9 protein-coding genes and 1 pseudogene are annotated in these 12,737 nt (G+C 64.5%); 1 reads left to right on the top strand and 9 read right to left on the bottom strand.

Annotated elements, in window-relative coordinates; translation table 11 throughout:
- Positions 1-67: 67 nt before the first annotated feature.
- The 7 genes and pseudogenes from lpdA to purB all read right to left on the bottom strand — a co-directional run bounded on the left by lpdA (position 68) and on the right by purB (position 9,744).
- Positions 68-1,498: a dihydrolipoyl dehydrogenase gene (gene lpdA / locus ACW7G6_RS03830; RefSeq protein ID WP_456997573.1), complete on the bottom strand. Its 1,431-nt coding sequence runs from the start codon at positions 1,496-1,498 to the stop codon at positions 68-70.
- A gap of 17 nt (positions 1,499-1,515) precedes the next feature.
- A complete protein-coding gene (gene sucB / locus ACW7G6_RS03825; protein ID WP_456997572.1) occupies positions 1,516-2,748 on the bottom strand; it encodes a dihydrolipoyllysine-residue succinyltransferase in 1,233 nt (410 codons plus the stop codon).
- A gap of 72 nt (positions 2,749-2,820) precedes the next feature.
- Positions 2,821-5,637 (bottom strand): 2-oxoglutarate dehydrogenase E1 component, encoded by a 2,817-nt coding sequence (locus ACW7G6_RS03820; protein ID WP_456997571.1) that lies wholly within the window; start codon positions 5,635-5,637, stop codon positions 2,821-2,823.
- Between the two features lie 176 nt (positions 5,638-5,813).
- Positions 5,814-6,254 (bottom strand): GNAT family N-acetyltransferase, encoded by a 441-nt coding sequence (locus ACW7G6_RS03815; RefSeq protein ID WP_456979540.1) that lies wholly within the window; start codon positions 6,252-6,254, stop codon positions 5,814-5,816.
- Positions 6,254-7,447: pseudogene (locus tag ACW7G6_RS03810) on the bottom strand (JmjC domain-containing protein); the annotation flags it as partial. The pseudogene ACW7G6_RS03810 and the gene ACW7G6_RS03815, both read right to left, overlap by 1 nt.
- On the bottom strand, positions 7,444-8,364 hold the full coding sequence (gene bla / locus ACW7G6_RS03805) for a subclass B3 metallo-beta-lactamase (protein WP_456997570.1): 921 nt from the start codon (positions 8,362-8,364) through the stop codon (positions 7,444-7,446). The pseudogene ACW7G6_RS03810 and the gene bla, both read right to left, overlap by 4 nt.
- Before the next feature lie 3 nt (positions 8,365-8,367).
- Positions 8,368-9,744 carry an adenylosuccinate lyase gene (gene purB, locus ACW7G6_RS03800; RefSeq protein WP_456997569.1) on the bottom strand — a complete coding sequence of 459 codons (1,377 nt, stop codon included), beginning with the start codon at positions 9,742-9,744 and terminating at the stop codon, positions 8,368-8,370.
- Positions 9,745-9,834: 90 nt separating this feature from the next.
- Here purB and ACW7G6_RS03795 point away from each other — a divergent pair, with 90 nt between their 5' ends.
- Positions 9,835-11,226 (top strand): class II fumarate hydratase, encoded by a 1,392-nt coding sequence (locus ACW7G6_RS03795; protein ID WP_456997568.1) that lies wholly within the window; start codon positions 9,835-9,837, stop codon positions 11,224-11,226.
- A 76-nt stretch (positions 11,227-11,302) separates the two neighbouring features.
- On the opposite strand, the gene ACW7G6_RS03790 is transcribed toward ACW7G6_RS03795, so the two are convergent.
- A complete protein-coding gene (locus tag ACW7G6_RS03790; protein WP_456997567.1) occupies positions 11,303-11,908 on the bottom strand; it encodes a DUF2884 family protein in 606 nt (201 codons plus the stop codon).
- Positions 11,909-11,935: 27 nt separating this feature from the next.
- Complete coding sequence (locus ACW7G6_RS03785; protein WP_456997566.1) at positions 11,936-12,715, bottom strand: DUF4097 family beta strand repeat-containing protein; 780 nt, start codon at positions 12,713-12,715, stop codon at positions 11,936-11,938.
- Positions 12,716-12,737 lie beyond the last annotated feature (22 nt).

The following is a 12,737-nucleotide window of genomic DNA, read 5'->3' as shown; positions in this document are numbered from 1 at the left end:
GGGGCTTCCAAACCAGAACGGCGCACCTGGGTGCGCCGTTCTGGTTCGCAGATCAATGATGACGCGATCAGTTTGCCTTGTGGATGGCGCGCTTTTCGACCGCCATGGCAGCCTCATGCACGACTTCACTCAGCGCCGGATGCGCGAAGCAGATCCGTGCCAGATCATCGGCCGCGCCATTGAACTCCATCGCGATCACGCCGCTGTGGACCAGCTCGGACACGCTCGGGCCGCACAGGTGCATGCCCAGGATGCGGTCGGTTTCGGCATGGGCGATCACCTTGACCAGGCCGGCGGGTTCATTCATCGCCACGGCGCGGCCGTTGGCGGCAAACGGGAAGCTGCCGGTCTTGTAGGGAATGCCTTCATCCTTGCACTGGGCCTCGGTCTTTCCGACCCAGGCGATTTCCGGCTCGGTGTAGATGACCCACGGCACGGTATCCAGGTTGACATGGCCGGGCAGACCGGCGATCAGCTCGGAGACCGCGATGCCTTCCTCGGACGCCTTGTGCGCCAGCATCGGGCCGCGGATGCAGTCGCCTATCGCCCAGACGCCATCGACGCCGGTGTGGCAATGCTCGTCGACCTCGATCTGGCCGCGCTCGTTGACCTTGACCCCGGTGCCGTCGGCCAACAGGCCCTTGGTTGCAGCGCGGCGGCCAACGGCCACCAGCAGTTTGTCGACCACCAACGACTGCTCTTGCTTGCCGTCGTTGTAGGACAGGTGGACACCATCCTTCTTGATCTCCGCCTTGCTGACCTTCGCGCCGAGCTTGATATCCAGGCCCTGCTTCTTGAATTCACGCGCAGCGACCTTGCTGATGTCGGCGTCGGCGGCCGCCAGGAAGCCGGGCAGGGCTTCCAGGATGGTGACTTCCGAGCCCAACCGCTTCCAGACGCTGCCCAGCTCCAGGCCGATCACACCGGCACCGATCACGCCCAGGCGCTTGGGTACCTTGTCGAAATCCAGGGCTCCGACGTTGTCGACGATCTTGTCGCCGTCGAACTTCGCGAACGGCAGCTCGATGGAGTCCGAACCGGCGGCGATGATGACGTTGGCGGCCTTGAGCTCGACCTCCGACCCGTCGTGCTGCTTCACCTTGACCACATTGCCCTTGTGCAGGGTGCCGAAACCGTAGAACGGGGTGACCTTGTTGGCCTTGAACAGCATCGTGATGCCGCCGGTGAACTGGCTCACGATCTTGTCCTTGCGACCCACCATGACGCCGACATCGATCTTCGGCTTGTCGGCCGAGATGCCGTGGTCGGAAAACATGTGGGTCAGGTTGTGGAACTGGCGCGAGCTGTCCAGCAATGCCTTGGACGGGATGCAACCCACCCTCAGGCAGGTGCCACCCAGCGCGGGCTTGCCGTCCTTGCCCACTCCGGCGTCGATGCACGCGGTCTTCAGGCCGAGCTGCGCGGCGCGGATCGCGGCCACATAGCCGCCGGGACCGGCGCCAATCACCACGACGTCGAAATTCTGTTGTTCGCTCATCTCAAATGATCCTTTTGTTACATGCCCAGCAGCATGCGGTGCGGGTTCTCGAGCTGGTTCTTGATGTCGACCAGGAACAGCACCGCATCCTTGCCATCGACAATGCGGTGGTCGTAGCTCAAGGCGATGTACATCATCGGCGCGGCGATCACCTGGCCGTTCTCCACGATTGCGCGCTCCTTGATGGCATGCATGCCCAGGATGGCGCTTTGTGGCGGGTTGATGATCGGGGTCGAGAACAGCGAGCCGAACGTGCCGCCATTGGTGATGGTGAAGGTGCCGCCCTGGAGGTCCTCCAGCTTCAGGCCACCTTCGCGGGCGGCCGTGGCGTAGCCGTCGATGGCCTGCTCGACCTCGGCGAAGCTCATCGACTCGGCATTGCGAAGCACCGGCGTGACCAGGCCCCGGTCGGTCGACACGGCGATCGAGATATCCGCGTAACCGTGATAGATGATGTCCTTGTCATCCACCGATGCGTTGACCAGCGGATAGCGCTGCAACGCGTTGGCGGCTGCCTTGACGAAGAAGCTCATGAAGCCCAGCTTGATCCCGTAGGCGCTCTTGAACGCTTCGCCCTGGGATTTGCGCATGTCCATGACCGCCTTCATGTTGACCTCGTTGGAGGAGGTCAGCATCGCGGTGGAATTCTTTGATTCCATCAGGCGCTCGGCGATGCGTGCGCGCATCCGGGTCATGGGCACGCGCTCTTCCGGACGCGCACCACCGGCCTTGCCGACGCCGGCATTTTTGGCGTAGTTGAGCAGGTCTTCCTTGGTCACGGCACCACGGCGGCCGGTGCCATCGACATTGGCCGGATCGATGCCTTCCTTGTTCGAGGTGAAGCGCGCACCGGGAGGCAGGTCCGCGGACTTGCCGGCCGCCGCAGGAGCCTTGGCCGCCTTGGGTGCCTCGTCCCTGGGTTGTACCGGTTGGGCCACGTCGGTCGCAGCGGCATCATTCTTGCTGTCGACTTTCGCGGCTTTCTTGTCGCCGACGTCGGCTGCCGGCGCCGCGGCGTCGTCGATGATTGCCAGTACCTGCTCGCTGGTCACCGTCGCGCCCGTGTCGAACTTGATTTCCTTGAGCACGCCGTCAATCGGGGAGGGGACCTCCAATACAACCTTGTCGGTTTCGAGGTCGACCAGGTTCTCATCACGCTTGACCGCATCGCCTGGTTTCTTGTGCCAGGTAGCGATAGTGGCGTCGGAGACGGACTCGGGCAGGACCGGAACTTTGATCTCGGTGCTCATGGAAAGACATCCTGGGTAACTTGAAAGTGGGACGAATGGCGAAGGGTTGAGAGTAGCGGAACAAGCATGCGGTTATTCGGGAGCCGGGTTGCCCTGAGCGGGGTTCACCAACGCGTCGGCGACCAGCTGGGCCTGTTCCGCGAGATGATCGCTCATGTGGCCGACCGCCGGTGAGGGCGAGCGCAGGCGACCGGCATAGTGCAAGGTCTGTTTCGGTGCCAGGCAGAAGGTCAGGTGATGGCCGATCTGATACCACGCGCCCTGGTTCTGCGGTTCCTCCTGGCACCAGATCACTTCCCGGGCCGATGGGAAGCGCTTCAGTTCGGCGGCCAGTGCCTCGCGCGGGAACGGGTACAGCTGCTCCACGCGGATAATGGCCACGTCATCGGCGCCGCGCTTGGTCGCATCTTCCAGCAGGTCGTAATAGACCTTGCCGCCGCACACCACGACCCGCTTGACCTTCTTCGGGTCGGCCTTGGCATCCGGGATCAGGGTCTGGAAGCCACCGGTGGCCAGCTCGTCCAGCGACGATACCGCCAGCTTGTGGCGCAACAGCGACTTGGGCGTCATCACCACCAACGGCTTGCGGGTCTGCATGCGCATCTGGCGACGGATCATGTGGTACGCCTGCGCCGGCGTAGTCGGCGTGCACACCATCATGTTGTCCAGGGCGCACAGTTGCAGGAAGCGTTCAAGCCGTGCCGAGCTGTGCTCCGGGCCTTGGCCCTCGTAGCCATGTGGCAGGAACAGCGCCAGGCCGCACAGCCGGCCCCACTTGGCTTCGCCCGAGGACAGGAACTGGTCGATCACCACCTGGGCGCCGTTGGCGAAGTCGCCGAACTGCGCTTCCCAGATGGCCAGGGTGTCCGGGTCGGCCGTGGCATGGCCGTACTCGAACGCCATCACCGCCTCCTCGCTGAGCAGCGAGTCGATGATTTCCACGTCCAGCGGGTTCTGCACCAGCTCGCGCAGCGGCAGGTAGGACTCGTCGCTGGTCTGCTCGTGCAGGATGGCGTGCCGATGGAAGAATGTGCCGCGCCCGCAATCCTGGCCAACCAGGCGCAGCTTGTAACCCTCGCTGAGCAGTGACGCGTAGGCCAGGTTTTCGGCAAAGCCCCAGTCACCGGCTTGCTCGCCGGCCGACATCTTGCGACGGTCTTCGTAGATCTTGGCCACGCGCGCGTGCAGCTTGACGTCGGCGGGGATGGTGTTGATCCGCTTGGCCAGCTGGTTGAGGTTGTCGCGGTCGAACGTGGTGTCGACGATGTCGGCCAGAGTGCCCTTGAGGAACTTGGTCCAGTCGACGGTGAACTCATCGGGCTTGACGGTGACCAGGTCGGTGGTGACCTCGCCGGCATCGAGCTTGTCGCGGTACTGGTCGACCACGGCTTTGGCATCGTCGGCGCTCAACAGACCTTCGGCAATCAGCTGGTCGGCGTACAGCTCACGCGGTGTCTTGTGCTGGCGGATCGCCTGATACATCACCGGCTGCGTGGCGGCTGGTTCGTCGGCCTCGTTGTGACCGTGGCGGCGGTAGCAGACCAGGTCAATGACCACGTCCTTGGCGAAGGTGTTGCGGAAGTCGAGCGCGAGCTCGGCGCAAAATGCCACCGCCTCGGGATCATCACCGTTCACGTGCAGGACCGGCGCGCCGACCATCTTCGCCACGTCGGTGCAGTACAACGTGGAACGCGCGTCTTCGTGGTCACTGGTAGTGAAGCCGATCTGGTTGTTGATCACGATGTGGACGGTGCCGCCGACTCGGAAACCACGGGCCTGCGACATCTGGAACAGCTCCATCACCACGCCCTGTCCCGCAAACGCGGCGTCGCCGTGGATCAGGATCGGCAACACCTGGGTGCGGCCGGTGTCGCTGCGGCGGGTCTGGCGCGAGCGGACCGAACCGACGACCACCGGGTCAACGATTTCCAGGTGCGACGGGTTGAACGCCAGCGCCAGGTGCACCGGACCGCCGGGAGTCGCGACGTCGGCACTGAAGCCGAGGTGGTACTTCACGTCGCCGGTGTGGGCGAGCTCGACATGGTCGAACTTGCCTTCAAACTCGTCGAACAGCTTGCGCGGGGATTTGCCCAGCGTATTGATCAGCACGTTCAGCCGGCCGCGATGGGCCATGCCGATCACGACGTCCTGGGTGCCTTGCTCGCCGGCACGACGGATGACGGTGTCCATCAGCGGAATCAGCGCGTCGCCACCTTCCAGCGAGAACCGCTTCTGGCCGACGTACTTGGTATGCAGGTAACGCTCCAGCCCGTCGGCGGCGGTCAACCGCTCCAGGATGCGCTTCTTGTCTTCGGTACTGCGGTGGTACTTGCCGGCGGCTTTTTCCAGGCGGCTGTACAGCCAGCGCCGTTGCTCGGCATCGGCGATATGCATGAACTCGCTGCCGATCGAGCCAGTGTAGGTCGCCTGCAGCAGGCTGAGCAGGTCACCCAGCTTCATCCGGTCCTGGCCAGCGACACCGCCGGTGCTGAACTCGTCGGCCAAGTCGCCGCCGGACAGGCCATGGAAGCCGAGGTTCAGATCGGGCGCGTCGGGCTTTTGCAACAAGCCGAGCGGGTCCAGGTTCGCACCCAGGTGGCCGCGCGAGCGATACGCCGTGATCAACTTGCCTACGAAGCGTTCGCGCTCGTCCGCAGTGCCGGTGGCGCTGGACTTGCCGGCGTGTCGGGCGGCCTCGGTGATGCTGGCGATGACGGCCGAATGTGGAACGTCGCCCGCCTGGCGACCCTCAAAGCCGTCGAAATAGGCTTTCCAGCCAGGCTCGATGCTGTCGGGTGAGACCAGGTACTGCTCGTAGAGGTCTTCGATGTAAGCGCCGCTGGCGCCCAGTTGTGATGACTGCGAGAACTGCTTCAGGAGATTGGCCACGATGGCGTCGCGAAACTCGTCAGGGAGGGAAGTTTAGAGCGCCGGATTGGCCTGATTGCGGCTGTTCAGACACCCAAGGCTTCGAATTATAGCCGTTCGAACCCGCGGGGAGGCGCTTGACACGCGCGAAAAAGACGCGGTGTTGCCGATAACGCAGGCTCTGGGTTCGCCCCTGTTCAGTTAGCGAGAGTGACGCGCATCGCCTGATGCTCGATGCCGGCCTCCTGGAACCGCTCGCCATGCGGCAGGAAACCGTGGCGCGCATAGAAATCGATCACCTGTACCTGGGCATGCAATGACAGTTCGCGCCAGCCCAGGCGCCGGCCTTGCTCGATCAGGGCGGATAACAGTGCGTCACCAACGCCGCATCCGCGCCAGTGTTTCAACACCGCCATCCGGCCGATGCAATGATCCGGGGTGAGCCGGCCGGTGCCGATCGGCCTGCCTTCCAGGTCACGGGCGATGACATGGTGGCAGCGCGCGTCCAGCTCGTCCCATTCCAGCGACAGCGGAACGCCCTGTTCGTGCACGAACACGGTTTCCCGGACGGTGCGCAGGTCGGGCAGGCCGCTGGCGTAATCGATCGCCTCGACGTGGAAAGCGGGTGTCGGGCTCACTCGCTTTCATCCTCGTCGAGCGCGAGGTGGTAGTGGCCGGCTTCCATCAGGCCGAGGACGCAGTTGCGACCGTCCTCCGACAGTGCGGCATACGTCGCGCCATCCAGGGCGGTGGTGTTGGCAATCCGGCTTGCATCGGCCGCCGGCAGCGAGTGGCCTTCGCCGTTGGCATGCAGTCGTGCGCCGCCGGTCGCCTTGCGCCAGGCCATGCGCGAGTAGGGGTGCCGATGCAGGGTGGCGCCGTGCTGAAGGTCCCATTCGATCTCGATGCGCGAGCGGGGGAGCTCGCCCGGCGGCAGTTGCGCCGGGACCACGTCGACAGCGTTGCGGTACACGGTGATGAAGTTTCCGAACCAGTCGCCCAGCCGCTCGGGATCGTTGGTGCGCAGTTGGTCAAGCGCCGCCAGTACCCGCGCCATCGCGGTCGCATCGATCTCGCCGGGGTCATCGGCGGGTGCAAGGTCGGGGTCGCGGTAGCGCAGAGACTCGTCCGCATCCACCGTCAACGTGTCGGCCAGGTCGCCCAGCAGCTCCGAGGCCGACGGGGCGCGCATGCCAAACGAAAACGTCAGGCAGGCATCCTCGGCGACGCCGTGATGGGGCACTCCCGGTGGCAGGTAGAGCATGTCGCCGGGGCCAAGTACCCAGTCGTGGTTGGGCGTGAACTGCTGCAACAACCGCAGCTCGACGTCGTCGCGAAAGTCCATCGGCGGGCGCTCGCTCGCATCGATCTGCCAGCGGCGGTGGCCAACTGCCTGCAGCAGGAACACGTCGTACTGATCGACATGCGCGCCCACCGAACCGCCCGGCGCGGCAAACGACACCATCACGTCGTCGATCCGCCAGCGCGGCAGGAAATTGAAGTGGCCGATCAGTTCGGCGACGTCCGCATCCCACTTGTCCACGTCCTGTACCAGCAAGGTCCAGTCCTGGTGCGGCAGGCCCGGGAACATCTCCTCCGGAAATGGCCCGTGGCTGACCGTCCACCGGTCATTGGGCTTGTCGTGGGAGATGAGCCGCGACAAGGCACCGTCCTCGCACGCCAGGCCAGCGAGGTCATCGGGCTGCATCGGCGAGTCGAAATCCGGAAATGCGTTGCGGATCAGCAGCGGCTTCTTCTGCCAGTACTCGCGCAGGAACTTCGCTGGCGGCATACCGAGGAAATGCTTTGCGGTGGCGTGGACTTCGATCATGGGACGCTGTGTTTTCTTTCGTCTTGCAGGCGTTGTTCGAGGTTGGTGCGCGCGTCGCCGGCGTAGCGCTTGCATGCGTCGGCATCCATCAACGGCGCCTTGCCGTCGAAGCGTGCGAACAGGTCGGAGACCAGTGGGTGCGGGGAAATCAGGATGTCGCAGGGCAGTGACGCAACCGTGTCGATGCTGCGGTGGAACGCGGCGAGGTAATCCTTGTGATCGGAAAAACGGTGGGTCTTATCCGAAGCCGCGCTCAAGCTGTCCGCATAAACCATCCGCAGGCAATGCGAGCTCTCGCAGGAAACCCACGTCCAACTGGTGCTGCCCGGTGCGTGGCCAGGGGTGGCGTGTGCGGTCAGCGCAAGATCGCCGATGCGGACGGTCTGGTCGTCGGGCAGCACTTGCACGTTCGCCACCGGCGGGAATTTGTCCAGCACACCGAACTGAGGATCGCCGCGATCGCTCGCTCCGCGTCCCAGCGTCGCAGCGGACGGCTCGCGCGCCAGAACCGACGCATCGGTGACGCGTTGCAGATAGGCGAGGCCGCCAGCGTGGTCGGAATGCTCGTGCGAGTTGATGATGAATTCTATGTCCGCGAGCTTGAAGCCGAGCGCTTCGATGTTCGCGGCAATCGCCGGGCCGCCTGGCTCGGTGGCGCCGTCGAGCAGTATGTGGCCTTGCGACGAAGTCACCAGTAATGCAGTGATGCCGCAGGTTCCGATGTAATACGCGTTTCCGAAAATCTTGCGTGGTGGCGCACGGTCGTTCCAACCGTCCATCACGCCGGCATCGGCGGGGCATTCCGGAACATCGACTGGTGCAACAGCCGGCAGCGCAGGTTCGGCTGCAGGGCGCGGTGAGGAATCTGCGCAGGCGGTCAAAGCGAGCAGCGCAGCAAGGGCGAATGCAATGCGCATGGGTCAGATTTCCCTTGCGAGCTTCTCGGCGTGGCCGATGTAGCTGCCCGGCGTCATGTCCAGCAGGCGTTGCCTGGCATCGGCCGGCAGTTCGAGACCGTCGATGAATTCGCGCATCGAGGCCTCGTTGATGCCGTGGCCGCGGGTGAGCGCCTTCAGCTGTTCGTAGGGATTGGGCAGGCCGTGACGGCGCATCACCGTCTGTACGGCCTCGGCCAGCACTTCCCAGCTCGCATCGAGGTCGGCGGCGAGACGCTCCGGATTGGTGGTCAGCTTGTCGAGGCCGCGCAGCAATGCGTCGTAGCCAATCAGGGCATGGCCGAACGCGGTGCCCAGCGCGCGCAATACGGTCGAGTCGGTCAAGTCGCGCTGGAAGCGGCTGATCGGCAGCTTGACCGCGAAATGCCCGAACAGGGCATTGGCGATGCCGAAATTGCCCTCGGCGTTCTCGAAATCGATCGGGTTGACCTTGTGCGGCATGGTCGAGCTGCCAACTTCGCCGGCCTTCACCGATTGCTTGAAATAGCCCAGCGAGATATAGCCCCAGATGTCGCGGCACAGGTCGATGGCGATGGTGTCGATGCGACGCTGGGCATCGCAGATTTCGGCGATGCCGTCGTGCGGCTCGATCTGGGTCGTGTAAGGCTGCCAATTGAGGCCCAGCGAGTGCACGAAGTGTTGCGAGAACGCGGGCCAGTCGACGTCCGGGTACGCGGCGACGTGGGCGTTGTAGTTGCCGACCGCGCCGTTGATCTTGCCCGGCATCGGCGCGGCAGCGAGAGTTTCGCCCTGGCGTCGCAGGCGGGCGACGACGTTGGCTAACTCCTTGCCAACGGTGGTCGGCGACGCCGTCTGGCCGTGGGTGCGCGAGAGCATCGGCAGCGCCGCGTGTTCGTGCGCCATCGCGCGCAGCTTCTCGATCAACTGGTCAAGCCTGGGTAGCAGCACCGTCTGCCGCGCCTCGTTCAGCATCAGCGCGTAGCTGAGGTTGTTGATGTCCTCGGAGGTGCAGGCGAAGTGCACGAACTCCAGCGCCGGGCCCAGTTCGACGTCGTTCTTCAGTCGCTCCTTGATCAGGTATTCGACCGCCTTGACGTCGTGATTGGTGGTGCGTTCGATTTCCTTGACCCGCGCCGCGTCCTCCACCGAAAGCCCGTCGGCGAGCTCGCGCAGCCGTGCGGTGGCTTCGGCCGAGAACGGCGCGAGTTCCTCGATGCCGGGTTCATTGGCCAGTGCCAGCAGCCATTCCACCTCGACCTTGACCCGTGCCTTGATCAGGCCGAACTCGGAGAATATCGGCCGCAGCGCATCGACCTTGCCGGCGTAACGGCCATCGAGCGGGGACAGGGCGAGCAGCTGGGATTCAACGTTGGCGGGCATGGCTTTGGGGCGTGTGGGAGGCAGTCACGCATTCTAGCGCGAGGCGGGAGTCGCGGCGGCGTATCCTCGGCTTCTCATACGGAGGACGTCATGGCCAAGCAGGATTACCGCATCGAACACGACAGCATGGGTGAGCTCCAGGTGCCCGCCGATGCCTTGTGGGGCGCGCAGACCCAGCGCGCGGTGGAGAACTTTCCGATCTCCGGCCGGCCGATGCCGCGTGGATTCATACGCGCACTGGGGCTGGTCAAGGCGGCGGCGGCGCAGGTCAATGGTGATCTGGGCCTGCTGCCGAAGGGACGTTCGGCGGCGATCCGCAAGGTGGCCCTGTCCGTGGCCGGCGGCGAGTTCGACGCCCAGTTTCCGATCGACGTGTTCCAGACCGGCTCCGGCACTTCCAGCAACATGAATGCCAACGAGGTGATTGCGACGCTCGCCTCGCGTTCGGTGCGTGGCAAGGCGGTGCATCCCAATGATGACGTCAACCTGGGGCAGAGCTCCAACGACGTGATTCCGACCGCGCTGCGGGTCTCGGCGCAGCTGGCCACGGTCGAATCGCTGCTGCCGGCGCTCAAGCACCTGCGACGGGTGATCGACCGCCGCGGCAAGGCGCTGGGCAAGATCACCAAGACCGGTCGCACGCATTTGATGGACGCGATGCCATTGACCTTCGGCCAGGAGTTCGGCGCGTGGTCGGCGCAGCTGGCCTCGGCGCAGGCGCGGATCGAGGACGCACTCAAGCGTCTGCGACGGCTGCCCATCGGTGGCACGGCCATCGGCACCGGCATCAATGCCGATCCGCGCTTCGGCAAGGCGATGGCGAAGGCATTGTCATCACTGAGCAAAACCCGGTTCGAGTCGGCCGAGAACAAGTTCGAAGGGTTGGCATCGCAGGACGATGCGGTGGAATTGTCCGGGCAGCTCAGTGTGCTGGCGGTGGCGGTGATGAAGATCGCCAATGACCTGCGCTGGATGAATTCCGGCCCGCTGGCGGGCCTGGGCGAAGTCGAATTGCCAGCTTTGCAGCCGGGCAGTTCGATCATGCCGGGCAAGGTCAATCCGGTGATCCCGGAAGCGGCCTGCATGGTCTGCGCGCAGGTGATGGGCCACCACACCGCCATCACCGTGGCCGGGCAGAGCGGTAACTTCCAGCTCAACGTGATGCTGCCGCTGATCGCACTGGACTTGCTGGACTCCATCGGGCTGCTGGGCAACACGATGCGGTTGCTGGCCGACAACGTGATCGCCGGCCTGCAGGTGCGTCGCGACGTCGTCGCCGACGCGCTGCAACGCAATCCGATCCTGGTCACCGCGCTCAACCCGGTGATCGGTTACGAAAAAGCGGCGGCCATTGCCAAGCAGGCTTACAAGCAACAGCGTCCGGTGCTGGAGGTGGCGATGGAAGTCACCGGCATGACCGAGCAGGCATTGCGCCGGCTGCTGGATCCGGTTGCGCTGACCCGTGGTGGCATTGCAGAGTGAATGGGCCCGCGGCTAATGGCCTGAGTTTCGACGACGCGCTTGATGGCCTGCTCGGTCGCGCCGTTGAAAACGCTTTTTACCGTTTCGCTTCGCCCATGGACTTCATGGCCAGATCCGCGCCCTGTAGATCGAGATCGTCCGGAGTGCTTTTGGATCTGCAGTCGGCCGCAACCGCATCGGTGATGGTGGCGTAAGGCGCGAATGCAGAGAGCGATTGGGCCAGGGCATCCTGGCTCTCCTGCAAGACGTTGAGGCGTTGGCACAGCGCCATCGCACCGGTCTCGATTTGCTTGGCGTCGGCTTCGATCTTCGTGCCGATGCTGTCCGGATCTCCACTCGCGAGTCCGGATGCCACTGCGCCGATCGCCTTGCCGGCCAGTTTGGCGCTGGATTTGGCGACGGCGACGCCATCGGCTTTCAGGCCCATGGCCTCGGCGCGGTACTGCAAGGTCAGGGCACGTTGCTCAGCAGTCAGCGCTACGTCCTTGCCGTCGATCTGGAGCGATCCGGAGGCATCGATCCAGGCGGTAGTGCCGTCGGGACTATTGGCACCCACGCGATCGCCGTCCACGCGAACGTGCTGCATCACCGAATGATTGTGGACACGGTCGGTCGATTGCTGGCAGCCAACCAGGGTGGCGGCAAGGACCAGTCCGCAAGCGATTGCATGAAGGGGTTTCATCGATGTCTCCTGGAGGTGGGAGGGGTATCAGCGACGTGGGAGGTCGACCGTGCCTTTGACGCCCCGGTGATTGACGTCGCCGCTGCCGATGCTGCGTACGCGCAGGTCGCCGCTGACGGTATCGACGTCCAGGCTGCCCGAACCGATCGTGCCGACCTGGACGTTGCCTTCGACCCGGGCCAGGCCGATGTCGCCGGAACCGATGCTGCCGATCTTGACGTCGCCGGCCACGTCGCTGGCCTCCAGATCGCCCGATCCCACCGACCCGACTTCCAGCGGCCCGATGTCGGCCAACTCGGCATCGCCGGAGCCGACCACCACGCTCACCGACCCGGGAACGCGGCGCACATCGGCATCGCCGGAACCGACCACCAGGTCGAGGCTGGCCACGCCGTCGATGTCGGCATCACCGGAACCGGTGTCGACCTGGACCGCCACATCGTCGGGCAGGGTGGCCGTCAGCTGCATGTAGGCGTAGTTGTTGCCGAACAGGCTGAGCTGCCAACCGTCGCTGTCACCGTTACCGTCACTGTCCATCGACACCACCAGCCGGTCGCCGTGGCGCTGGTGCCGGAACTGCAACTGCTCCAGTTTCTTCGCGCTGGATGCGCAGGCCTTGCCCTGCAGTTGCGCCGACGCGCCGGTCGCGGCCTTGACGTCGAGGTCGAAGGCACCGACCTCGAACACGACCGTCTCGATGCCAGCGAGGTCGGGGCTCAGTTCGAACGCCCGTGTGTGTTCGCACTTCTGTTGGGCGAACGCCACCAGGGGCAGCATCAGCACACAGCCAAGCAGGATCTTGCGCATGATTTTATCCTTTGGAGTCAAA

The sequence above is a fragment of the Lysobacter sp. A421 genome (assembly GCF_054052145.1).
This window is presented reverse-complemented; position numbering and strand designations above follow the sequence as displayed.